The sequence below is a fragment of the Polaribacter pacificus genome (assembly GCF_038024035.1).
GTDB lineage: Bacteria > Bacteroidota > Bacteroidia > Flavobacteriales > Flavobacteriaceae > Polaribacter > Polaribacter pacificus.
Map to the genome: position 1 here is coordinate 2,409,125 of NZ_CP150664.1, position 24,904 is coordinate 2,434,028.

The 24,904-nt window shown below is 33.2% G+C and carries 22 protein-coding genes; 13 read left to right on the plus strand and 9 right to left on the minus strand.

Annotated elements, in window-relative coordinates:
- Nucleotides 1-137: 137 nt before the first annotated feature.
- A complete protein-coding gene (rho, locus tag WHC90_RS10960; protein ID WP_188598502.1) occupies nt 138-1,739 on the minus strand; it encodes a transcription termination factor Rho in 1,602 nt (533 codons plus the stop codon).
- A 204-nt stretch (nt 1,740-1,943) separates the two neighbouring features.
- Here rho and WHC90_RS10965 point away from each other — a divergent pair, with 204 nt between their 5' ends.
- From WHC90_RS10965 to WHC90_RS10980, 4 genes are all read left to right on the plus strand, one after another.
- Nucleotides 1,944-2,378, plus strand: a complete 435-nt coding sequence (locus WHC90_RS10965) for a DUF4293 domain-containing protein (protein WP_188598503.1) — start codon at nt 1,944-1,946, stop codon at nt 2,376-2,378.
- A gap of 367 nt (nt 2,379-2,745) precedes the next feature.
- Nucleotides 2,746-3,411, plus strand: coding sequence for a response regulator transcription factor (locus WHC90_RS10970; RefSeq protein ID WP_188598504.1), 666 nt, complete (start codon nt 2,746-2,748; stop codon nt 3,409-3,411).
- A gap of 155 nt (nt 3,412-3,566) precedes the next feature.
- Nucleotides 3,567-4,250, plus strand: a complete 684-nt coding sequence (locus WHC90_RS10975) for a hypothetical protein (RefSeq protein WP_188598505.1) — start codon at nt 3,567-3,569, stop codon at nt 4,248-4,250.
- A 25-nt stretch (nt 4,251-4,275) separates the two neighbouring features.
- A complete protein-coding gene (locus WHC90_RS10980) occupies nt 4,276-6,078 on the plus strand; it encodes a tetratricopeptide repeat-containing sensor histidine kinase (RefSeq protein ID WP_188598506.1) in 1,803 nt (600 codons plus the stop codon).
- On the opposite strand, the gene WHC90_RS10985 is transcribed toward WHC90_RS10980, so the two are convergent.
- Nucleotides 6,065-6,562: a metallophosphoesterase family protein gene (locus tag WHC90_RS10985; RefSeq protein WP_188598507.1), complete on the minus strand. Its 498-nt coding sequence runs from the start codon at nt 6,560-6,562 to the stop codon at nt 6,065-6,067. The two genes, WHC90_RS10980 and WHC90_RS10985, sit on opposite strands and share 14 nt — an antisense overlap.
- A gap of 64 nt (nt 6,563-6,626) precedes the next feature.
- Between WHC90_RS10985 and truA the strand changes: the two genes are divergently transcribed.
- Nucleotides 6,627-7,361 carry a tRNA pseudouridine(38-40) synthase TruA gene (gene truA / locus WHC90_RS10990; RefSeq protein ID WP_188598508.1) on the plus strand — a complete coding sequence of 245 codons (735 nt, stop codon included), beginning with the start codon at nt 6,627-6,629 and terminating at the stop codon, nt 7,359-7,361.
- A complete protein-coding gene (locus WHC90_RS10995) occupies nt 7,358-9,124 on the plus strand; it encodes an ABC transporter ATP-binding protein (protein ID WP_188598509.1) in 1,767 nt (588 codons plus the stop codon). Before truA ends, WHC90_RS10995 begins: the two co-directional genes overlap by 4 nt.
- A gap of 46 nt (nt 9,125-9,170) precedes the next feature.
- Here WHC90_RS10995 and cdaA read toward each other — a convergent pair whose 3' ends face one another.
- From cdaA to WHC90_RS11010, 3 genes are read right to left on the minus strand one after another with little or no spacing between them, the layout of a single operon-like run.
- Complete coding sequence (gene cdaA / locus WHC90_RS11000; RefSeq protein ID WP_188598510.1) at nt 9,171-9,944, minus strand: diadenylate cyclase CdaA; 774 nt, start codon at nt 9,942-9,944, stop codon at nt 9,171-9,173.
- A gap of 38 nt (nt 9,945-9,982) precedes the next feature.
- Nucleotides 9,983-10,819: a dihydropteroate synthase gene (gene folP, locus WHC90_RS11005; protein ID WP_229664913.1), complete on the minus strand. Its 837-nt coding sequence runs from the start codon at nt 10,817-10,819 to the stop codon at nt 9,983-9,985.
- The gene (locus WHC90_RS11010) at nt 10,819-11,400 is read right to left on the minus strand and encodes a TIGR00730 family Rossman fold protein (RefSeq protein ID WP_188598511.1); all 582 of its coding nucleotides are present in this window, start codon (nt 11,398-11,400) and stop codon (nt 10,819-10,821) included. The genes folP and WHC90_RS11010 overlap by 1 nt, the downstream gene beginning before the upstream one ends.
- An 83-nt stretch (nt 11,401-11,483) precedes the next feature.
- Between WHC90_RS11010 and WHC90_RS11015 the strand changes: the two genes are divergently transcribed.
- Genes WHC90_RS11015 through WHC90_RS11030 form a run of 4 tightly spaced genes read left to right on the plus strand, consistent with a single transcriptional unit; the run spans nt 11,484 to nt 14,158 of the window.
- On the plus strand, nt 11,484-12,032 hold the full coding sequence (locus WHC90_RS11015) for a DUF1599 domain-containing protein (protein WP_188598512.1): 549 nt from the start codon (nt 11,484-11,486) through the stop codon (nt 12,030-12,032).
- 58 nt (nt 12,033-12,090) lie between these two features.
- Nucleotides 12,091-13,053: a BT_3928 family protein gene (locus tag WHC90_RS11020; RefSeq protein WP_188598513.1), complete on the plus strand. Its 963-nt coding sequence runs from the start codon at nt 12,091-12,093 to the stop codon at nt 13,051-13,053.
- 4 nt (nt 13,054-13,057) lie between these two features.
- Nucleotides 13,058-13,423 carry a fluoride efflux transporter CrcB gene (gene crcB, locus WHC90_RS11025; protein WP_188598514.1) on the plus strand — a complete coding sequence of 122 codons (366 nt, stop codon included), beginning with the start codon at nt 13,058-13,060 and terminating at the stop codon, nt 13,421-13,423.
- A 33-nt stretch (nt 13,424-13,456) separates the two neighbouring features.
- Nucleotides 13,457-14,158, plus strand: a complete 702-nt coding sequence (locus tag WHC90_RS11030; RefSeq protein ID WP_188598515.1) for a crotonase/enoyl-CoA hydratase family protein — start codon at nt 13,457-13,459, stop codon at nt 14,156-14,158.
- Here the strand turns inward: WHC90_RS11030 and WHC90_RS11035 are convergent.
- Entirely contained in the window at nt 14,155-14,760 is a 606-nt protein-coding gene (locus tag WHC90_RS11035) for a DUF1684 domain-containing protein (protein WP_188598516.1), read from the minus strand. The genes WHC90_RS11030 and WHC90_RS11035 overlap by 4 nt on opposite strands.
- Before the next feature lie 220 nt (nt 14,761-14,980).
- On the opposite strand from WHC90_RS11035, the gene WHC90_RS11040 reads away from it, so the two are divergent.
- Nucleotides 14,981-16,210 (plus strand): MFS transporter, encoded by a 1,230-nt coding sequence (locus tag WHC90_RS11040; RefSeq protein WP_188598517.1) that lies wholly within the window; start codon nt 14,981-14,983, stop codon nt 16,208-16,210.
- A gap of 31 nt (nt 16,211-16,241) precedes the next feature.
- Here WHC90_RS11040 and WHC90_RS11045 read toward each other — a convergent pair whose 3' ends face one another.
- Nucleotides 16,242-18,056: a Xaa-Pro dipeptidyl-peptidase gene (locus WHC90_RS11045; RefSeq protein ID WP_188598518.1), complete on the minus strand. Its 1,815-nt coding sequence runs from the start codon at nt 18,054-18,056 to the stop codon at nt 16,242-16,244.
- A 16-nt stretch (nt 18,057-18,072) separates the two neighbouring features.
- On the minus strand, nt 18,073-19,998 hold the full coding sequence (locus WHC90_RS11050; RefSeq protein ID WP_188598519.1) for a CocE/NonD family hydrolase: 1,926 nt from the start codon (nt 19,996-19,998) through the stop codon (nt 18,073-18,075).
- A 115-nt stretch (nt 19,999-20,113) separates the two neighbouring features.
- Between WHC90_RS11050 and WHC90_RS11055 the strand changes: the two genes are divergently transcribed.
- Nucleotides 20,114-20,860 carry a DJ-1/PfpI family protein gene (locus WHC90_RS11055; RefSeq protein WP_188598520.1) on the plus strand — a complete coding sequence of 249 codons (747 nt, stop codon included), beginning with the start codon at nt 20,114-20,116 and terminating at the stop codon, nt 20,858-20,860.
- Nucleotides 20,861-20,913: 53 nt separating this feature from the next.
- Here WHC90_RS11055 and WHC90_RS11060 read toward each other — a convergent pair whose 3' ends face one another.
- Nucleotides 20,914-22,773, minus strand: a complete 1,860-nt coding sequence (locus WHC90_RS11060; RefSeq protein ID WP_188598521.1) for a peptidase M61 — start codon at nt 22,771-22,773, stop codon at nt 20,914-20,916.
- Between the two features lie 153 nt (nt 22,774-22,926).
- On the opposite strand from WHC90_RS11060, the gene WHC90_RS11065 reads away from it, so the two are divergent.
- Nucleotides 22,927-24,885 (plus strand): YgiQ family radical SAM protein, encoded by a 1,959-nt coding sequence (locus WHC90_RS11065; protein WP_188598522.1) that lies wholly within the window; start codon nt 22,927-22,929, stop codon nt 24,883-24,885.
- Nucleotides 24,886-24,904: the final 19 nt, after the last annotated feature.

A 24,904-nucleotide genomic window follows, 5' to 3' on the forward strand; every position in this document is an offset into this window, starting at 1 on the left:
TATAAAAAGCCCGAAGCAATATTGCTTCGGGCTTTTTATATGCTGTTCTTTTTAAAGTTGAATCTAATAATAGTAATTATACGACATAAAAAAAGCCTGAATAGATCAGGCTTTTTTTATTTTTATTGATGTTTAGATTATCCATTCATTGAGATTAAGAACTCATCGTTATTGATAGATTGCTTAATTCGACTATTGATAAATTCCATTGCTTCTACTGGGTTCATGTCCGCTAAGTATTTGCGTAATACCCACATTCTTTGAACTGTTTTTTCATCTAGTAATAAATCATCACGACGTGTGCTTGATTTGATCAAGTCAATTGCAGGGTAGATTCTTCTATTTGCAATATTTCGTTCTAATTGCAATTCCATATTTCCAGTACCTTTAAACTCTTCAAAGATTACCTCATCCATTTTAGAGCCTGTTTCTGTCAATGCTGTAGCAATAATAGTTAAAGATCCTCCACCTTCAATGTTTCTTGCTGCACCAAAGAATCTTTTAGGTTTGTGTAAAGCATTAGCATCAATACCTCCTGAAAGAATTTTTCCTGATGCTGGAGCTACTGTATTATAAGCTCTGGCCAATCTGGTAATTGAATCTAATAGAATAACTACATCGTGTCCGCATTCTACAAGTCGTTTTGCTTTTTCTAAAACGATATTAGCGACTCTAACATGTTTTTCAGCAGGTTCATCAAAGGTAGAAGCAACAACTTCTCCTCGAACGCTACGTTGCATATCAGTGACCTCTTCTGGTCTTTCGTCAATTAGTAATACTATTTGGTATACTTCAGGATGGTTGGCTGCAATCGCATTAGCAACATCCTTTAAAAGCATGGTTTTTCCCGTTTTCGGTTGCGCTACAATCATACCACGTTGCCCTTTACCAATCGGAGAGAATAGATCTATAATTCTTGTTGATAATGAACTTCCTTTTTCTGCCAAGTTGAATTTTTCTTGAGGAAATAAAGGTGTTAAATGCTCAAAGGACACACGGTCTCTTACTACATTAGGGTTAAGTCCATTAATTTTTGATACTCTAATTAAAGGAAAATACTTTTCTCCCTCTTTTGGTGGGCGTACATTTCCTTTTACAGTATCTCCAGTTTTTATACCAAACAACTTAATTTGTGACTGAGATACATAAATGTCATCAGGAGATGATAAGTAATTATAATCTGATGATCGTAAAAAGCCATAACCATCTGGCATCATTTCTAATACACCTTCACTTTCAATAATTCCGTCAAATTCAAAATCAGGATCTTTGTAGCGAGTATTGCTCTTGTTGTGCTTAGACACACGCTCTTTAGGTTGATTTGATTGTTTATTATTGGTCTGTTGGTTATTGTTATTGTTGGTTTTTTGTTTTTGACCTTGATGAACAGGTTTTTTATGTTCAGGTTTTTTCTCTGAAACTTCTTGAGTATTTTTCTCTTTTGGTTTCTCTATAACCACCTTTTTTTCAATAGGAGCAGTAGTTTCTTTTACAGCAGGTGCTGTGTCTGAGGTACTCTCTTTTTTTATTCTTTCAGCAATTGGTTTGCCTACTCTTTTTCTTTTAGGCTTCTGTACTGGAGGCTTGTTCTCGTTTGCGAGATTTGCAGCTTGAGTGTCTAAAATTTGATAGACAAGGTCTAACTTTTTTAATTGGCTAACTTTAGAAAGACCAATATTTTTAGCAACTTCTTGAAGTTCAACAAGAGTTTTTGCTTTTAGTTCTGTGATTTCGAACATGTGTAGTATGTTAAATTTATTTTTAAATTCTTTTGAAAATGTATAGTCAGAATGGTTATTAGATTGTATCTGAAATAGGTGCCTTAGGTATCAAGGTTCCTTATGCGTAGTTGATATATTGAAGCAAATATATAGAATTATTTTTAACCACAAAGTTTCTTTTTAAAAAAAGAAAGTTTTACTTTTGTTTTGTAATTATAGAAAATGATTCAACGAATACAAAGTGTATATTTATTTTTGGCAGCCCTTGTTTCTGGGGGCTTGATTTATGTGTTTAATTTATGGACTCTTAAAACAGGAGTTCAAGTTATGGCATTTGATTTATTGTCAAATGAGAGTATTTTATTAAAAACAATTCCATTTTCATATTTACTATCGGCCTTACTGTCTTTTATCGCTATTTTTATTTTTAAAAATAGACAACTACAATTTGTGTTAGGTAGATTGAATATGTTAATTAACTTATATTTATTAGGTGTGCTTATATATGTGTCACAAACTATATCTGGAGAAATGAGTATTTCGGAGAAGGGTATTGGGATGTTTATACCTACCATTGCAGTCTTGCTATTAGTTATGGCAAACAGAGCAATTAAGAAGGATGAAGATCTTGTAAAATCTGTTGATAGATTAAGGTAAGCCTAGCATCTTAGTATATTTAGTGCGAAAAAAGCCAAGGAAATTTAATTCCTTGGCTTTTTATTTGGGTTTATTTAAAACTCCTTTTTGCGTATAACAAATCTATTTTTATAGTTTTACGAAACTTGATATTACCTAAAATTAGGGTTTGTCTTTTTTTTAGGATAAGTTTGGTTTAGCTTTTGTATATTTATGTTGTTTTTAAATTATTGATATATAGTTAATTAACTTTAAGACTCACTAAATTAGTGAGTTGACTCACTCACTAATTTAGTGATATATCCTCTAGGTTTTGTGAATTGAAATTTCGCTAGTACTAGGTATTGTAGAAACAATAAAGACTGTTTAAATTTGTAATGTAATTAAGATGAAAGAAAAGATTAAAGTTCATGTCGCCGATGATCATATGGTTTTGATTGAAGGGATTATCGCGATGGTAAATACTGATGAAGCTATAGAAGTTATAGGTTATTCCCAAACTGGAACTGAGGTTTTGGATTGGTTTGCTAAAAACAAAGCAGATGTTTTAATTTTAGATGTTAATATGCCAGGAAAAGATGGTATAGAAGTATTGAAAAGTTTAAGTGTCTCAGCAAAAAAACCTAAAATCATTATGTTGTCAAGTTTTGATGACATCCGATTCGTTAAAGAATTAACAACTTTTGGAGCTGATGGCTTTGTAGCTAAGACGAGTGCAGGAGAGCACATTATTAAAGCAATAAAGTCAGTCTATGAAGGTCAGTCATATTTTAATGATGAAGTCAAAGAAGGTTTGTTTAATCTTTTTGTAGGTCAAGATGTTCCAAAAGGGCAAAGACCTGATGAGGCGGCTGAGAAAATTAGAACTTTGACAGAAAGAGAAATGGATGTCTTGAAAATGATAGCCAAAGAGTACAGTACAACGGAAATAGCAGAAGCATTGCACATTAGCATTTACACTGTTGGATCTTATAGAAAGAATTTATTAAAAAAACTAAATATTAAAAATGTCGTGGGTTTGGCCCTGTTTGCAGTAAAAAACAAAATTATATAAAGTACTACCCCCTAAATAGTGTTTTCTTTTAATTATTATTAATTAATCCCCCAAAAAGAAAAATCCCCCAATTTTATATAAACAGTATGCAAACCCACACATTTTTTTAAAAACTGAATCCTTCAATAACAAAACAAATTTTAAACTTTATTCTGATGAAAAATAAATATCTTGCAGTATTTGCACTAATTATGGCTATGGGCTTAAGTTCTTGTTCTACCAATGATGAAGATTTTGAAACCATGCAAAAACCATTATTAAAATCTTATGAATTAAAACGTGATTCTAATGGTGCTTATTCTATAGATTTTGACGTTGAAGAAAAAACGGGAGTGCAATCGCAAAAAAACTTAAACTCTTTAACAAATGAGTTTCATTTGTCAAAAGTAAACTATGATGCTAAAGGTGCTTATAGAGAAGATGTCTCTTTGAATGACAACCAGTTAAAAATTGGTTTTGTAGATGCAGAAACTGGAAGAAATACAAAAATTCAAGTTGAAGATGAAAATATTACCTTTGCAAAGGGAACTACAGGTGAATTCTTGAATGAATATAGTGTTGCAACAAATGAGGATGGAACGATACAGTTAGATTTCAAAGTAAAAGAGAACGTGCAAACAGAATTTGTATATTTAGATGAGCTGGATATTTATCAAGTTCATTTATCTCCTGGAATGGCCACTGAAAATAAATTTTCTAAAAGCATAGAAATGCCAGAAACTGGAGTTTTAAAAATTGATTTTGTCAATCATAAATATTTTGGAAAAGGTCTTGCTGAAATAATAGTAGAGAAACCAAAAGTTATAATCCAGGAAGGTGAAGATGTTATTGGGCTTTAAAATTATGTGGAATAAAATGTACTGAATGAAGGAAATCTTTAATATTATTTTGTGTTTTTTGTTTTGTTTAATTCAAAACACGTTATATTCCAATATAAGAATACCCAAGGGAGAGATTGAAATTAAATCAGTCTCTCTCTTATTTTTGTTCCAGGAAAAGGATAGTACATTGGTTAAAAAATATGAAGAGATAAATGAACTTTATAAAAGTAAAAATTATACGAAATCATTAGAAAATGCTCTTAAATTGTTTGAGGAAATTGAAAACACAAACGAAAATAAAAGAGTTAAATTTTTAATTGCTTCTGTTATAGGTAATATCTTTAAAGAAACAAACAATCATGATAAATCATTGAAGTTTTATTTAAAGTCCTATAACCTTTATGAGAATAATTTAATTAATGTTGAATCTGGATTAAATAGTATAAATGATTTATATATTGAGTATGTTAATTTATTACTGCGTTTAGGTAGTTCATACCAAGTGTTGAAGAATAATGACTCCGCAATTTACTATTATAATAAAATTGAGAATATACAATCTCTTAATAATAGAATAGAGTCAATAAAAGCACTAACCTATAGTAATCTGTCTGGTATTTATTTGAGAGATTCACTTTATGAAAGGGCAAAAATTTACGCCTTAAAGGCTGTTGAAATTAGAAAACTAAATAAAAATAAGATTTCAGAAGCTGCTTCATTAAGTAACTTGGCCAGTATTTCTTTGAAACAGAATAAATTTGAAGAAGCTAAAGAAATTTATTCAAAAGCACTAAATTTGATTGAAAATGATACAACTAGCCTTGCAGTAAAATACAAAGAGAGCTTGTATTATAATTTAGCGTGGACACTTTTTCTTCTTAAAGACTATATGGCCTATGATTTTCAAGAAAAATCTTATTTGATTAAGGATAATCTACGTGATCAAGAAATGCGTCGTATTGTAGAAGATGTGTACGCTAACTATCAAGTAGAACTTGTGAAAAACCAAGTAGCCCTTAAAAAAGCTGAAGAACGAAAGACAAATTATTATCTGGGTGCTTTGATGCTTTTAATTCTTGTAGTTTTTGGAGTTATTATTTATAACTACAAGCTTAGACAGAAGAATTTAAAGTTAAATTTCGAGCAAAATGAGCTGGCTCAGCAAAGTCAAATAGAGAGATTGAAATCAGAAACACAGATTCGGATTTTGAATGCAACTTTGGATGGTAAAGAGTCTGAACGAAAAGAAATCGCAGAAACCTTACATGATAGTGTGAGTACATTATTGTCTTCTGCCAGTTTGCACTTGCAGGCAAGTAAAAATAAATTTAACGGGTCTACCCCTCTTGAAATTGAAAAGTCTCAGACGATTATTACCGAAGCATCCCAGAAAATTAGAGATTTATCACATACGCTTGTTTCGTCGGTTTTGCTGAAATTTGGTTTGAAATATTCCATCAATGAAATGGGGCAGAAATATTCTAATTCACAGATAGAAATAGAAACGAGTACAAAAAACATCAATAGGTATCATCAAAACTTTGAAATTAAAGTTAATAATATCATCCAGGAATTTGTCAATAATATTTTAAAGCACAGTAAGGCTACTTATGCTTTGGTGCAAGTAGAAGAAAAAAACAAACAACTCTTTATTCATATAGAGGATAATGGTTGTGGGTTTGATAAAGATGGAGTTGTCAAAAAAGATGGATTAGGAATCAATCAAATTGAAGCTCGCATTCAGATGATGAAAGGTACTTTTCAAATTGATTCAATAAAAAATCAAGGAACAAAAATTAGAATTTGTCTTCCTATCATAGAAAAAGAAGAGGCTATCCTCTTGTAGCTAGCTCAATAATTTCGAGATCACTTATTTTTCCATCAACAATATTAAATCGTAGCATGGTTCTTATTTTATGAAACCCATGGTTTCCTGCCGCTCCGGGATTTAAGTGTAAGCAATTTAGCTTTTGATCGTATTGAACTTTTAGAATGTGTGAATGGCCACTAATAAAAATGTTAGGAGGGTTTTCTTTCAATTCTTCTCGTATTCTTTGATTGTAATTGTTGGGATAGCCTCCGATATGTGTCATCCAAATAGTCATCCCTTCTAGGGTAAACTTTTGGTCTAAAGGAAACTCCATACGGGCCAAAGAATCATCAATATTGCCATAAACGGCTTTTAAAGGTTTTAGTTTTTGGATGCTGTCAGTAACTCGTAAATTTCCAATATCGCCAGCGTGCCAAACCTCATCTGCCTGTTTTACAAATTTAAGAATTTGCTCATCGATATAGCTATGCGTATCTGAAAGGAGTAATATTTTCTTCACTGAGCTAAAATAGGAATATCCCAATAAAAATCCTTAATTTTGAAGGCTTTAAAAACAGATTTTTTTGAGATATTTTATTGAGCTTTTATACAAAGGAACAAATTACCATGGTTGGCAAATTCAGCCAGACATGCCTAGTGTACAAGAGGTATTAACCAAAGCTATTAGCACGGTTTTACAAGAGGAAATTTCTCTTGTAGGGGCTGGAAGAACTGATGCAGGTGTACATGCATCACAATTTTTTGCTCATTTTGATAGCCTTCAAGAGTTAAATGATAGTTTTGTTTTTAAGTTTAATTCTGTCTTGCCTAAAGATATTGTCGTTGTAAATTTATTTGCATTTGAGCGTGAATACCATGCTCGTTTTGATGCTATTAGTAGGAGTTATGAGTATCGAATTTGGCTAGGGAGAAATCCGTTTTTATTAGATACAACTTGGCAGTTTAGCTTTAAAGAATTAGATGTTGAGCGAATGAATAAAGCTGCGAAGATCTTGTTGGATCATGAGAATTTTCAAGCATTTTCTAAGGTTAAAACAGATGTTAGAACCTTTAATTGTGAAGTGACAAATGCTGTTTGGAAGAAAGAAGGAGATGAGTTGGTTTTTTATATTACAGCTAATCGTTTTTTAAGAAATATGGTTAGGGCTATTGTAGGAACTTTACTCGATGTTGGTGTTGGGAAAATATCAATTGATGATTTTAGAAGAATAATATTAAGTAAAGACAGAGGAAAAGCAGGTTTGTCAGTTCCGGCAAAGGGCTTGTTTTTAACAGAAGTTATATACGATTTTATATGAGTAAAAAAGTAACAGGGAAAGCGTTTGACGCTCAAGTTTTTTTAAGATTGCTGAGCTATGCAAAAAAATATAGATTTTATTTTTTTGCAACTACACTTACTGTCATTGTTGTTTCTTTATTGTCAGCCCTAAGGCCATATTTATTAATTGAGACAGTTAATGATTTTGTAGCAACCAAGAATGAAGAAAACTTACTTAATTATATCCTCTTAATGGCTGGTGTTTTAATTTTTGAAGTTTTGCTACAGGCTACTTTTATTTATATGTCTAATTGGATTGGACAACACATCATTCGAGATATCAGAGCAAATATATTTCGACACATACTCCAATTTAGAATGAGTTATTTTGATACCACTTCTGTTGGTAAGCTGGTAACGAGAGTGGTTTCTGATATAGAAACCATTGCTAGTTCTTTTAGTCAGGGCCTTTTTATGATTATCAGTGATTTGCTAAGTATGATTGTTGTAACCGTAGTCATGTTAGTGTTAAACTGGAAATTGGCATTAATAGCCTTGGCTGTACTTCCTATCTTAGTTTATGCAACCAAATTATTTCAAATTGCTATTAAAGCTACTTTTCAAGAAGTGAGAACACAGGTGGCAAATTTAAATGGTTTTGTGCAAGAGAGGGTTACGGGAATGAAGATTGTACAGTTATTTAGTAGAGAAAAAATTGAATACGATAAATTCATGGAGATTAATAATAAGCACAAGAAAGCCCATGTTAAGGCGGTGTGGTATTATTCAATTTTCTTCCCTATTGCAGAAATTTTATCATCTATCGCTGTAGGGCTTTTAGTGTGGTTTGGAGGATTGCAAGCTGTAGATGATATCAATGTTCAGCCAGGTGAAATTATGGGGTTTATTATGATGACACAAATGTTGTTTAGACCTCTTAGACAAATTGCAGATAAGTTTAATACCTTGCAGATGGGAATGGTTTCTGGTGAACGTGTTTTTCAGGTTTTAGATACTCAAAGCAGTATTGATAAAAATGGTACACAAATAGCAAATACTCTTAAAGGAGTTATTGAGTTTAAAGATGTGCGTTTTAGTTATATCCCAAATGAGGAAGTTTTAAAAGGAGTTTCTTTTAAGGTAGAACAGGGACAAACTGTAGCCATAGTTGGTGCTACAGGGGCAGGTAAATCTACAATTATCAATTTGATAAATCGTTTTTATGAGATCGATTCAGGAAGTATTCTTATAGATGGAACTCCTGTTCAAGATTATGAACTCACATCTTTGCGAAACCAAGTAGCGATTGTTTTACAAGATGTCTTTTTGTTTTCAGATTCAATTTTAAATAACATAACTCTTAAGAATCAATCGATAAGCCTAGAGGATGTTCAGCTTGCAGCAAAGCAAATTGGAATACATGATTTTATCATGAGTTTGCCAAATGATTACCATTATAATGTAAAAGAAAGAGGGGGGATGTTGTCTTCTGGACAAAGACAATTGATTGCTTTTTTACGTGCATATGTGAGTAAGCCAAGTGTGCTTATTTTAGACGAAGCAACTTCTTCTGTAGATAACACTGCAGAGCAGATGATACAATATGCAACAGACACTATTACCAAAGGGCGAACTTCTATTATTATTGCTCACCGTTTAACCACAATTAAAAGCGCTGATAAAATTATCGTGATGGACAAAGGGCATATTGTAGAGGAAGGAACTCATCAAGAATTGCTAGAAAAATCAGAAGGATACTATAAAAACTTATACGATAAGCAGTTTAGTTCAGAGGTGGTTTAATTTACTGTTGTTTTATCAAATAAAAAGAAAAGCTTTTTTAAGCGTTTTAACTCATATCTGATTTAAGCTTTTCAGTTAATTCTTCATAATCCTTATAAAGCTCAAAAGCACCATCTTTAATATAGGAAATCTCACCTGTTTCTTCAGAAACTAAGAGGCAAAGTGCATCTGTTTTTTCTGTGACTCCAATTGCCGCTTTATGTCTTAAGCCAAAGCGTGCTGGAATTTTTTTATCAGATACGGGTAGTACAACTCTAGTGGCTACGATTACATTATCTCTAATAACAGTAGCGCCGTCATGTAGAGGACTGTTCTTGTAAAAAATACTCTCTAAAATTGCCTCGTTAATGATGGCATTCATTTGATCCCCTGAATTAATCAAGAAATCAAGATTATTTGTACGTTCAAGTACAATAAGTGCACCTGTCTTTGTTTTGGATAGACTAATACATCCATTAACCAAAGGCTCTGCATTAAACTCAATTTCAATCTCAGATTTTAAAAATTTTAACTGTTTTAAAAAGCTTCTTTTAGATGAGAAATTAGTAGTCCCAATCATTAGTAAAAACTTTCTTATCTCTTGCTGAAATACGATAATTAAAGCAATAACACCACCGCTAAGTAGGTATCCTAAGATTCCACTGAGCATTTCCATTTTTAGAGCTTGGGTTATTTTCCAAATTAAAAAGATAACAGCAATTCCCAAAAAAATATTAATAGCAACGGTTCCCTTTAGTAATTTGTATATAGAGTATAAAAGGGCAGCAACAAGAATAATGTCAAGAATATCCAAGAAAGAAAAATCGATAAAATCTAACATAAAAATTACTGCTTTGATGTAAAAATACTAAATATTATTTAAGAATTACTCGTTTCAATTTGTGCAACAATATTAATGGCTTCAAGTGCTTCTTTAACATCGTGAACCCTTAAAATATTAGCGCCATTTAGCAAAGCAATCGTATTGGCTGATGTTGTTGCGTTTAAAGCTTCTTTTGCCGAAATGTCTAAGGTTTTATACAGCATAGACTTTCTTGATAGTCCTGCTAAAACAGGAACATTAAGTTCTTGAAAAATTTCCAAGTATTTTAATAATTCAAAGTTATGAGCCGTTGTTTTACCAAAACCAAAACCGACATCAATAATAATATCGTTTATTTTTTTTGTATTCAATTCAAACAACAAGTCTGAAAAATAGTGAACCAATTCAAGGGTTATATTGTTGTACTCTGGATTCTTTTGCATGTTTTGAGGAGTTCCTTGCATGTGCATAATGCAATAGGGTACTTGAAGCTTCGCAATTGTATCAAACATCTCAGTATCCATTTTTCCTGCCGAAATATCATTAATAAATGCAGCTCCATGCTCAATACTCTTTTGAGCAATAGTACTTCTAAAGGTATCTACAGAGATGAGAATTTGAGGGAAGTTTTTAATCAATAGATCAATAACTGGTAGTAATCTGGCTAGTTCTTGATCTTCAGAAATATGCACTGCGCCTGGTCTAGAAGAATAAGCTCCAACATCAATAAACGTAGCACCCTCTTTTAGCATTCTAGCTGCTTGCTCTAAGAATTCTTTATCGCTTTTGTATTTTCCACCATCAAAAAAAGAGTCTGGAGTAACATTTAAGATCCCCATAACTTTTGGCTGCTCAAGATCAATGAGTGTTCCTTTGCAATTTAATGTTTTCATTAGCTAACAACTTTATTAATAACATGCGTGATTTTTGGTGCTGTATACAAGTTTAGCTGATCCATTAAGCCATTTATCGTGCTATCTACTAATAAAAGAGCTCTGTTTTTTGGATTTAAATAACCTTCTTCTACCATAATGTCTAATTGTTGTAAAAGGGGATCAAAAAAACCATTTATATTTAAAAGTCCAATAGGTTTTTGCTCTATTTGTAATTGTCCAAGGGTTAGGGCTTCAAAAAGTTCATCTAAGGTTCCAAACCCGCCAGGAAGTGTAATATAAGCATCTATCATTTTACTCATGATCACCTTTCTCTCACTCATGGTTTTGGTGATAATCATTTCTGAAACACCAGTATGGATTACTTCTTCTTTCTTAAGTAACTTAGGAATAACGCCAATAACGGTTCCTTTTTGTGCTATGATTGTGTTAGCAAGTGTTCCCATCATGCCTATTTTGCCACCTCCATATACTAATGATATGTCATGCTCAACAAAATAATTACCAAGTGCTATTGCAGCATTTTTATAAACTGGGTTAAAGCCAAGGCTTGATCCGCAAAAAACTACTATTTTTTTCATGCAAAGTGAGGTAAAATTCCTTGTAAAAATAAATGAAAAGGAGGTAAGATTTACTATTTTTACAAAAATACTTTTTTTATAAAATGCAAAACACCTCAAAACAATACAATGCTGTCGTTGAAGAATGTAGAAGCTTGTTCATTAAAAAAATGAGCGATTATGGAAGCGCGTGGCGTATCTTGCGTTTGCCCTCATTAACAGATCAGATCTTTATCAAGGCACAACGCATTCGTCAATTGCAAGAAAATGAAGTTCGAAAAGTTGAAGAAGGAGAGCGAGCAGAGTTTATAGGGATTATTAATTATTCTATTATGGCTTTGATTCAGTTAGAGTTAGGCGTTGTAGAGAATCCTGATTTGTCTACGGAAAATGCAACAGAATTGTATGATAAGCATATTGCGATCACCAAAGAACTGATGGAGAACAAAAACCATGATTATGGAGAAGCTTGGCGGGATATGCGTATTTCATCACTCACAGATTTAATTTTACAAAAACTATTACGCGTTAAGCAAATAGAAGATAATAAAGGGAAAACGTTAGTTTCTGAAGGGATTGATGCCAATTATCAAGACATGATCAATTATGCAATTTTTGCAATGATCCATATGAGTGCTAAAAAGGTTTCTTAGTACTGTTTGAAAAATAAAAAATACAGTTAATATAGTTTTTAACATTCATAAAATATATATGAAAATACTAGTACATCTTTCAAGAATTATAGTCGGGGCATTGTTTGTGTTCTCTGGTTTTGTGAAATTGGTAGACCCTTTAGGTTCTAAATATAAATTTGAAGAATATTTTGGTGAGTCTGTACTTGATATGGAGTTTTTAATTCCTTATGCATTGGCTTTCTCTATCCTTTTAATCATTGCTGAAATTTTATTAGGAGTTGTGTTGCTTTTGGGTTGTAGAACTAAAATTACGCTATGGAGTCTCTTAGGTTTGACGACCATCTTTCTCTTTTTAACTTGGTATTCAGCCTATTATAATAAGGTTACGGATTGTGGATGTTTTGGTGATGCTATTACATTGACACCATGGGAAACATTTTATAAGAATGTTATTTTGATGATTTTAATTGTCTTCTTATTGTTTAGAATGAAAGACATCAAATCCCTTTTTTCTGTAAGAGTTTCTCAGACAATCACGATACTATCCTTAATTACCTTTATTTATATTACCTATCATGTACTGGTATATTTACCTATTATTGATTTTAGACCTTATGCTATAGGTAATAATATTCCAGAAGGAATGGAGTACAAAGGAGATGGTGAGATTCCTAAGATTCACGATTTTTATCTAGAAGACGCTCAGAGTGATCTAGCTCCTGTAATTTTAAAAGAAGAGAAGGTCTTGCTAGTGTTAGTCTATGATTTAGACAAAGCAGATAAAAATGGTTTTAAAGATGTCAAAACACTTGCCGAAGAGGCTCTTAAAAAAGGATATAAAGTATATGGAGCTTCTGCTTCTTTTACAGATGAATTGATTTTAGCGAAAGAAAAATATCAACTGCCATTTGATTTCCTTTTTTGCGACGGAACGACTTTGAAAACTATGGTTAGATCTAATCCAGGATTGATGATGTTAAACAAAGGAACCATTGTCGGAAAGTGGAATTGGAATGATATTGACAGTATAGAGCTTTAATAAGATGAAACAAGTACTTCTGGTTTTTGTTGGTGGTGGTTTTGGTAGCGCATTGCGATATTTAGTCGGAAGGTGGCTTAACAGCACACAGGATGGTATACCTTATGGAACCCTAGTTGCCAATGTAATTGGAAGTTTGCTTATAGGTATCGTCTTAGGGTTTGCCGCAAAGAACGATGCGATTTCAGAGAATCACACCCTTTTGTTGGCAACAGGTTTTTGTGGAGGTTTTACCACCTTCTCTACCTTTGCCTATGAAAACCATGTATTCTTAAAATCAGGTGATTTTACAAGCTTTGCATTTTATTCTATTGCTAGTTTTGTTTTGGGCTTTTTAGCCGTTTTTGCAGGAATATATATAATTAAGTAATGCATTTATCCCTATCAAATTAAACATATTTTTATGAATTCAGTAGTTCAGTATACCAGCCATGATCAGTATGCTATTGTTAGCATTGTTAACGGTAAAGCAAATGCTATATCTCATCAAGTTATTGAGGGGTTAAATAAATCATTAGATATTGCAGAGAAAGAGCAAAAAGTGGTTATACTTACTGGGCAGCCTGGGATATTTTCGGCAGGATTTGATCTAAAAGTAATGAAAGAAAGCCCAGAATCAGCAAAAGAGTTGGTTACTAAAGGATCTGAACTATCATTACGTATGCTTCGTTTTCCAAGACCTATCATAGTAGCATGTAACGGACACGCAATTGCAAAAGGAGCTTTTTTGTTGTTGTCTGCTGATTATAGAATTGGTGTAGAGGGTGATTATAAAGTTGGTTTAAATGAAGTTCAGATTGGAATGACTATGCATCATGCTGGTGTAGCCATCGCAAAGAGTCGTTTGTCAGAAGTTTATCTAAATAGGAGCGTTTCAAATTCAGAAATATTTGAACCCAAAGCAGCTGTTCAAGCAGGGTTCTTAGATCTAATTGTTTCAGAAAAAGAGTTGTTAGCTACCGCTAAGTCTATCGCTGAATCTTTTGCAAAATTACACTTAAAAGCACATGCAGAAACCAAACTGAAAGTTCGTAAAAAGCATTTGTTAAAGATTAAAAAAGCAATTGCAAAAGATTTGAAAAGCAATATCGTAATTAATCCTTAACCCTTTTTAAAAGCCATTACTCCAGCTTTCATCTCGTAGTCTAAATGATTTTCTTTTGGTACTATTGGGCATGAAAACTTTTCATTATAAGCACAATAAGGATTGTAAGCTTTGTTAAAATCAAGTTCTATACTGTCTCCTTCAGGAATTCTTAGGTCCATATATCTACCTCCATAATAACTACTTACCCCATTAGTTTTGTCTGTAAAGGGTAAAAAAAGATAATTTTGAAACCCTTTAGTTCTCATCAATTGTTTACCTTGATAGATGTTTAATTTGTATTCTTTTCCTTCGATTTTAAAGGTCAAAATTCCATAAACTCTTTCTTCTGCAAGTCTATCGGTTGTTGTTTTCATGAAAAAGAAATCTGAATCCGGGACTCTTTCTAAATGTGCAGTCACTTTTACATTTTCATTGATCGGGAAAAATTCTAAACCTGTAAAGTTTTTTAAATCAGCTTTTTTTAAAGGTGATTTGGACGCATCCTTATATTCGTTGTTCAATTCAATTTGAAATTCAGTAAGACCTAAAGAAGATTTTTTCTTTCCGCTATTACAAGAAAGAAATAAAAAAAATAAACAAATTAGTAGGATGTTTTTCATGATAAAAAATATTTAAAACCAAAAATACAACTTTACATTTTTTTATGTAGTTTTACCATCAACAAAAAAAACAAAATGAGGATTGTCTTTTCATATAACTGTATTACAACGTTTTTAGAACGTAAAAGTCGATCAGTTGATGAATTGTAATTCTTAAAATTACATATTTTTATCATAAAAGTCCGACTCTAGAGTTGGACTTTTTTTATTTTAAAAAGCAATGAAAAAACTATATGTTAACTATATAAACACATTTAGAGGTTTATCACCTGAAGTATGGTGGTTAGCTTTGATTACCTTAATTAATAGAGCTGGGACTATGGTAATCCCATTTTTATCTTTGTATTTGACTAAGAGTTTAGCATTTACTTTAGGTGACGTCGGTTGGATTATGTCTTTCTTTGGATTGGGTTCTGTGATAGGTTCCTGGATAGGAGGTAAGCTAACTGATAAAATAGGCTATTATAAAGTAATGGTTTTTAGTTTAATAGGTACCGGTTTAGCTTTTGTAGCGATGCAGTTTGTGACAAGTTTTATAGGATTTTGTGCGGGTATTTTTGGTTTGATGTTAGTTGCGGATTCTTTTAGACCCGCCATGTTTGTCGCTTTAAGTTCTTATAGTAAACCAGAGAACAAGACGCGTTCTGTAACACTAATTCGTTTGGCAATTAATTTAGGTTTTTCTGCAGGACCTGCTATTGGAGGTTTAATCATAGCAAGTTTAGGGTATTCAGGTTTGTTTTGGGTTGATGGAGTTACTTGTTTTTTGGCAGGATTATTACTGCTACAGGTTTTAAATCCAAAGAAATCAAAAGTCTTAGACGAGATAAAAGTAACAAACCCAGAATCTGCTTATTCTGATAAGGCATTCTGGTTTTTTCTAGTTGCATTGATGTTGTTTGGAGCTGTATTTTTGCAATATTTTTCTACCATGCCTTTGTATTATAAAGACATTTTTCTTTTAAAAGAGCAACAGATAGGATTGCTTTTAGGGATGAATGGCTTTATAATTTTTTTACTTGAAATGCCACTGATAAAGTGGTTAGAAAATTCAAAATTCTCTAAAATTGGCTTGATGCTGTTTGGAGGTATCCTAATAGCCCTAAGTTTTGTAGTGCTATTGCTTTCATCATGGGCGGGTGTATTAATTATTGGAATGTTTTTAATGACTCTTGGAGAGATGATTGCTTTTCCGTTTTCAAATGCCTTTGCAATGGAGCGAGCAAAGAAAGGAAATCAAGGAGAGTATATGGCTTTGTATACGATTGCTTTTTCCTTTGCGCATATCTTTAGTCATAACTCTGGCCTGCATTTAGTAAGCCAAATAGGCTTTGATGCTACCTGGGTTATTGTAACAGGGATCGCTATGCTATCTGTATTTTTACTGTGGGTTCTAACTAGAATACTCAAGAAAGAGCAATTAGCTTATATAAAAAAACCTGCTGTTTAGCAGGTTTTTTTATAGGGTATAACTTAAGAACTTATTTTATTGCTTTTTCTATGCTGTTTTTTCCTCCAACTACTGGAAGTGTTATGCTTGTTTTACTTAAATCTACAGTAAGCACGGTGCCTGCTTTTGGCAATAGGGTAAACAGGTTATCACTAGAGAAAATCATCAATCCAACTTGCTGACCTTTTTTAATAATTTGATCATCTGGTTGTAAATCAAAAGTCATTTCATAAAATTTACCTGGCTTTAGAGGACTACTTTTACTCAATGATTTGTGGTTCTGTAAATCTGCCCAACCACGGGTAATAATATTGTCTGTTATTTTGGTTCCTTTTTCACCATTCCAAGGCAATGATACTAACCAAACAGAAAGATTGGCAGCTGGTTTACTACTGGCAATTTTTACAGTAATCTTTGCCAGACCAGATAGGTGTAAATCTTCTTTTAGTACAGGTGTTACATAAAGCAATCTGTTTTTAGAGTTTTTAGCTTGCGCTAAATTATTTCCAGAAATACTAGCGTCGTCAATTAGGTTTTCTTTAGCTTTTGAGCTTTTAGATAAACTTAGTGATCCTGCAGTGGTTCCTCCTTCACCCAAATACAAACGAACATTTTTGGCTTCAGGATTTGGGTATTCTTTATATGGTGTTGGCTCAGTTCTTTTATCATCTTCTCTAACAATCCAAGCACGTGCATCATTTTCTACCCCATTTCTAACTCCAAATAAATAACGAGTAAACCAACGATTCATCATTTTCATCGGAGGTGGACCTCCATGGCCATTTTGATGATAAAAAATTTGAGTATCTAAACCCATTTCTTTGGCTTTTTTATAGATACGGTAACTGTGTTCTGGCATTACGTTCCAGTCATTAAATCCGTGAGACATTAATAAAGCCGCTTTCATTGGTTTCATTTGATTTAGGTAATCACGACCTGCCCAAAAATCATTATAATCACCTGTAACACGATCTAAGTTGTTAGCCATTTCTGTGTCTCTAACAACTTTATTCCCATAGGCTCTTTTTGATTCATCACCAGAATGGATAAAATCATAAAGAACATCAATATCTTCACCAAGATAACCACCAGGAGAACGAACCAACCCATTTGATCGGTAATAGTGATAATACGATGTGTTAGGAGCTATAGGAATAATTGCTTCTAAACCTTTTACTCCTGTGGTTGCAGCAGCTAAAGGGATTGTTCCATTGTATGAAGTACCTGTCATTCCTACTTTTCCTGTTGACCAAAAAGCTTTTACTTCTTCTGATCCTGTTCTTTCTGTATAACCTTTTGCTCTACCACACAACCAGTCGATAACTGCTTTTGGTGCAAGTGATTCATTTTTACCTCCAACTGTAGGTGAACCATCAGACAATCCGGTACCAGGTGATGATGAATGAACAACAATATACCCTCTAGGTACCCAGGTTCTAATTTGAGAGTTTGAGATAATAGGTCTTTTTCCTCTTCTGCTTACTTTTGGATGAATTCTGTTGGGAGGTGTTTCTCCAAGTTCGTGCTTTACACTCCACATCACGCCATTTTGCAAGGATGCAGTTCCGGCGAAATAAGGGCTTGATTCATAAACTACCGGCAACTTTAAACCTTCTTTTTCGGTTTGGGAAGGTCTAGTTACCGCGACATGCATTCGGTCTAATTTACCGTCACCATCAGTGTCAAATTCAGTTTCAACCCATAGATCATGTCTGATCCATTTACTAGGGTCATTAAAAGCTTCAACAACTTGAGCTTCTCCGTCCTTAAAAACAGGAATTGCTTTTTGTTGTGCATAGCTTGTCGCAAGAAATGCGATGCAAATTGTAAAAAGTATTTTTTTCATTATTGTTTAAATTTAATTATTCGATTACAAAAAATTCGATACTAGAATCTGTAAATACAGTGTGAGTTTGTGTTTTAAAATCTTTTTCGTCAGCCTTATAAATATTGTCTACATAGGTTTGTGGATTTAGATCAATTAGAGGAAACCAGGTACTTTGAACTTGAATCTGTAATTTATGTCCTTTTTTAAAAGTGTGAAAGATATCTTGAAGCCTAACATTTACGGCTGTTTTTTGATTGGGAACAAAAGGCTCTGGTTTTTCAAAACTATTTCTAAAACGACCACGCATTACTTCGCTTCTGACCATCAAATGATAATTACTCATTTTAAGATGATTTTGCATGTCTTTGTTGTTTTCTTTGGCATCTTTAGGATGTACATCAATTACTTTAACGATCCAGTCTGCTGCACTTCCTGTAGTAGCAACTTTTAATTTGGCTAGTATATCTCCGGCTAAGGTTAAATCTTCTGTTAATACATCGGTTTCAAAAACCAATACATCTGGTCTTCTAGCGGCAAATCGTTGATCATCTGTCATGTATTTACGTGGCGTAAATACAGTTTTAATATCCTCAGAATACGGAACAGGTCGCTTGATATCGCTAATAAATTTTATTCCTTTATATTCTTTTTTTGTCGTTGTTAATTCTTTATCATCTGACAAGTACCAAGATTTTTTCTTTGCATTTTTTGGTGGCCACGTCTCGTAAGATTTCCAGCCTTTTCTTCCAGAATCATAAACATAGGCTTCTGGCAATCCTGAGTTTTTATCTCCAGAACCTTTTAAAAAGTGATTAAAGAATTTTGATTCAATTTCTTTTTGAAATTTCAATGAAATTGAGTCTCCAAAATAATAGTTTCCAACACTATTTTTAACGGTGCTTCTTGACCAACCTCCGTGATCCCAAGGACCAAAAACCAAAGTGTTGTAATTGTTTGGGTTGTGTTTTTCTATTCCTTTATAGGTTTCTAGTGGACCGTATAAATCTTCGGCATCAAACTCACCACCTACGACCATTGTAGCAACTGTAGAAGGTACTTTGTCTAAATGTTGAATAATTCCTTTGCTTTTCCAAACCTCATCATAATTTGGATGCTCTGTAATTTCTTTCCAAAAGAAATCATCAATTTGATCATTGTTTTGAGGAGCTTTTGCATCCACATTTTCATTTCGGAAATACTTGTTTAAGTTTTTTAAAGGACCAGCATCTAAAAAGAATTGATATTGATCTTGAGTATCCATACTTGGTAAAGAATACCACGCTGTATCTGTAGGAGAATCTTTATAAGCACCAAACAAAGAGACGGCTCTAAAATAACTTAGTAGAAAAGCACCATTGTGATGAAAATCATCAAAAAAGAAATCAGCAATACTAGCTTGAGGAGAGGCAGCTTTAAGTGCAGGGTGTGCATCAATGGTAGAAACGGTAGCATAGTGTCCAGGGTATGATATTCCCCAAGTTCCAACACGGCCGTTGTTATTGTCTACATTTTTAACCAACCAATCAATGGTATCATAAGTGTCTGAAGTTTCATCAGCCTGATTTGGTTTTTTATTAGGAATATACGCACGCATATTGTCATAAACTCCTTCACTCATCCATCTACCACGTACATCTTGATAAACCACGATATTTCCTTCTTTCATTAACTGCGTATTCGGGCCAATTTTAGTCTTCATTTTTCCTTCTCCATAAGGAGCACAGCTATACGGGGTTCTTTGTAGTAAAATAGGGTAAGTCTTGCTTTGATCTTTTGGAGCATAGATAACCGTATGAAGCTTAATACCATCACGCATGGTAATAGTTACTTCTTTTTTTGTATAGTTGTCTTGAACATAGGTGTCTGGAACTCTTGCTGTTTCTTTTGCTGTGGATTCACAACTTATTAGAAACCCAGTGAAAACAAAAGACAAGATTGCGTAGAAAATTTGTTTTTTCATGATAAAAGGTTGGTTGTTTATAAGGTAAATCTACAAAAGAAAAAACATTTTCTATAGGTTTAAAGGGGTAAATTCTATTTTAATACTTTTATAAAAAGAAAAAAACAAAACAGATATGAGATACTTTTTATTCCTTGTTTTATTGTCAATTACAATTGGCTGTAAGAAAAGTGCTGAAACCGAAGTTCAAGTGGGTAAACAAATCACAGCCCAAAAAAGGGTACCTCAATTAAAGGAAGGACGTTATAATGTGGCTTTCTTAATTATGGATGGAACCTATAATACTGAGCTTACAGCACCTTATGATATTTTTCAGCATACTATTTTTAGAGAGGGAATTAAGCAGATGAATGTCTTTACTGTTGCAAATACTGATCAGGCGATTCGCACTTTTGAAGGTTTGAGAATTCTACCTGATTTTAATTATTTAAAAGATAGTTTGCCTAAAATTGATATCCTTATCATCCCTAGTGCAGAACATCATTTAGACACAGATTTGGAAGATAAAAAACTTATAGATTTTGTAAAAAAGGTCAATCGTGAAGCGCAATTTATAACCTCACATTGTGATGGAGCTTTTGTGTTGGCTAAGGCCGGCGTTTTACAAGACCGAGTGTCAACAACCTTTCCTAGTGATATTGATCTAATGAGAGAGACTTTTCCAAACTTGGATATTAGAAAAAATGTTTTGTTTGTGCACGATGCTAAGTATATAACATCCGCAGGTGGTGCAAAATCATTTGAAGCAGCCTTGTATTTGTGTGAGTATTTATATGGTAAAGAAATTGCGCAACAATTAGCAGATGGTTTAGTCATCGACTGGGATTTAGCCAAAGTACCTCATTTAGTTGTAAAACCATAGCAAATAAAAAAGGCTACGATTTCGTAGCCTTTTTTGTTTTTATAGAAATTTGATTAGCCTTTTAACCAAGCTTTTCTCAATATAACTTTAGGATTGTCAGCTGGTAAATCTTCGATTACCAAACCAATTTGTTCTGTTTTTGGAGTGATGATAGTTCCTTTAAGTTCTATAGTTTTACCTCCTCTTACTACTTCTAAAGTAACAGAATCTCCAACTTTCCACTCAAATGATTTTACAATCATTGCATTGGCATTTTGTAAAGTAAATGCTTCTCCATTGATAGATTTTAAGATGTCATTTTCTTGTACACCTAAGGCTACCAATCCAGAATTTGTTCTTTTTGTAAAGTAGATTTCACGATCTTTATTAACAGCAATAAATGGTTGATTGCTATTATCTATAAAGTATCTTGAATCAACAGTTTGTAATTTGTTTACAATTCCAACTTTGTCGAATAAAGCATTGTAATCGATAGGAGTTTTTCCCTCTACGTGATTCTTAAAGAAGTCTCCAACCGCTGGATAAGTCATTGCGATAATTTCATCAATAATTTCATCGTCTTTAAACGGTTTTGTTGCGCCATATTTTACTGATAAATCTTTCATTAAATTTAAGATTCCATAAGATCCATTGCTTTGTTCTCTTAAAATAATATCCAAAGACATTCCAATTAAGGCTCCTTTTTGATACACGTTACCATAGTTTTTAGCATAAGCAGGTTCTAAGATGTTTTTACTCATGTCTGTAAAAGGCATGGTATCATCAAAACGCATAGAGGCACTTATTTTGTTTTTCATTTCATTTACAAAATCTTGTTCGCTAATCAACCCTTGATTTACTTGAAACAAGTTGGCAAAATACTCAGTGGTTCCTTCATACATCCATAAATGTTTTGACATTTTTGGGCTGTTAAAATCAAATGAATGAATCTCTTCTGAATGAACAGAAAGTGGCGATACTATGTGGAAGAACTCATGAGAAACGGTACCGTTAATCATTCCGTCTGCTAATAATTCTTTTGAATAGCTCTCTGGGTATACAACCGTTGTAGAAGAAAGGTGTTCTAAGGCACCAAAACTATTCCATTTGTATATGTTAGAATCAAAAAGATACAAAAGAATATTGTATTCATTTGTTGTTTTAAATCCTTTTAAGAAATTAGACTGAGCTTGTACCATTCTCTTTAAGTCAGCTTCCATGTCCTTAGCAGCGTGTATATTGTTTGGAGAATACACCGCAAGCGTAACCTCGATACCATCTACTGTAAAGCTTACACTGTTAAGAGGAGCATACATAATTGGGTTGTCAGAGATTTCATCATATCTACTAGCGGTAAATACATCTAATGTATTGTCTGTCTTTGTCGTGTTTTTGTTGATCAAAGAAGTAGTTTCATATAATTTCTCTGGATGAGAAATGCTAATGGTATAAGGTGTTTCTTTTTTGTTTTGGAAATAACCAACAAAACCAGGTAGGTTTAGAAAAAAGTTTTGATCTTTTTCTATGTTGGTACCCGCCATTACATAAATATTGTGTTCTAGCTTAGTATCAAAAGTATCTTCTACCCAATAGCTAATTTTATCCATTTTGGTTGCGTTGTCTATTTTCCAAGAATTGGTATCAACTTTTACAACAGTCATTTCATTGCCTTTGTAATCATAGGCTTTGAAATCAGAAATAAATTTACCGTAATCACTCATGGCATAAGTTCCTGGTACGATTGCAGGGATTTGGTAAACAACTGAGTTTTCTTTAATCTTTTGTGGATCGACAACAACATTTACTTTGTCATCGACAACATTGTTAAGGTCTATGGATACAGCAATATCCTTTTTCTGATTTTGTGCTACTCTAGAGGTAGAACAACTAGTAATTAGGGCAATCGTTGCGATTGCCAAAAATATTTTTCTCATGATTATCTTATTTTGTACTAAAATAAGACGCATATTTAACGTGATTGTTACAGTATCCAATAGATAATTTGATAAAAAGTGGTTATTTTCTGATTCTCATTTCCTTAAAAAAAGAATGCTATCAGATTTTAATCTCGTATTTTTGCAATAATTATGGAGATGCACAAACTTTCAGATTGGTTACCAACTACGAATAAAGAAGTTAAGATTCGAGGATGGGAAGAACTAGACGTTATTCTTTTTAGTGGGGATGCGTATGTAGATCATCCATCTTTTGGGCCTGCAGTAATTGGTCGAATTTTAGAGAGTTACGGCTTGCGTGTTGCTATCGTAGCACAACCAAGTGTGCATGATAATCTTCAGGATTTTACAAAAATGGGTACTCCAAAACTCTTTTTTGCGGTTACAGGTGGATGTATGGATCCGATGGTGAGTAATTATACTGCGAGTAAAAGAAGAAGAGATAATGATGCTTATACGCCCAATGGAGATAAAGGCTTTAGACCAGATTATGCAACCTCTGTATATTCAAAAATATTAAAAGAAAAATTTCCAGACACACCAGTCTTAATAGGAGGGATCGAAGCTTCTTTAAGACGTGTTACCCATTATGATTATTGGTCAGATAAGTTATTGCCTACTATTTTAGAAACTTCAAAAGCAGATATGCTTGTTTACGGAATGGGAGAGCAGCCTCTAAGAGAGATCGTAGAGTTGTTGCAAAAAGGTGTTCCTTTCTCTAGTCTAAAAAACATCAAGCAAACTGCTGTTTTAATTGATCAAAAACAAGAGAAAGTTCCTGTGGTAAATGAATGGGAAGATGTAACAATCAACTCACATGAAGCCTGTCTAAAAGATAAAAAAACCTTTGCCTCAAATTTTAAAGTAATTGAGCAAGAATCAAATAAATTAAGAGCCCGAAGAATTTTTCAGAAAGTTGGAGAACAAACTTTGGTGATCAATCCACCTTATCCAACAATGACTGAGGCTGAGATTGATGCTTCTTTTGATTTGCCTTTTACGCGATTACCACATCCAAAATATAACAAGCGTGGACCAATTCCTGCGTTTGAAATGATTAAGTTTTCTATCAATATTCACCGAGGTTGTTTTGGAGGATGTAGCTTTTGTACTATTTCTGCTCATCAAGGAAAGTTTATAGCGAGTAGAAGTCAAGAATCAATCTTAAAAGAGGTTGATAAGGTGGCTAGTATGCCTGATTTTAAAGGTTATTTATCTGATATTGGTGGGCCTTCTGCTAACATGTATCAAATGAAAGGTAAGGTTCAGTCTATATGTGACAAGTGTGTAGCGCCTTCTTGTATTTCGCCAGTAATCTGTAGTAATTTAGATACTTCTCACAAGCCTTTAACAGAATTGTATCAAGCAGTTGACAAGCATCCAAAAGTAAAAAAATCGTTTGTAAGTAGTGGAATCCGACACGATATGTTGGTTCCAGAATTCAATAAAAATGCGGATCCAAAAGAGTTGGATGCCTTTACAGAAGAGGTAATGACCAATCATGTTTCTGGGCGATTAAAAGTGGCTCCAGAACACACTTCTGATCCTGTATTAAAGTTGATGCGCAAACCTTCATTTACCTATTTTCACAAGTTTAAAGAGCGTTTTGATCGAATCAATCTTAAGAAGAAATTAAACCTACAACTGATTCCATATTTTATTTCGAGCCATCCTGCAAGTGAAGTAGAAGACATGGCAAACTTGGCTGCAGAGACCAAAAACATGGGCTTCCAGTTAGAGCAAGTACAAGGGTTTACGCCTACACCAATGACTGTTGCTACGGTTATTTATTATAGTGGATATCATCCATATACTTTAAAACCTACCAAAACTCCTAAAACAAAAAAAGAACGTGAAGATCAACATCGTTTTTTCTTTTGGTATAAAAAGGAGAACAAAGATTGGATTAGAAATACGCTGAATAAGGTAGGAAGGCAAGATTTGTTAAAGGTATTATTGCCAGACAACAACTCTTGGAAACAGAATAAGAAAGCTACTGAGACTAAGAATACCTTTGATGATGCTGTGCCTTTTAATCGCAGAAAAAAGAAAGCTGCACGAGCGCCTTTAAATAAGAAGAAAAGAAGGTGATCCTAATTGATTAATTATT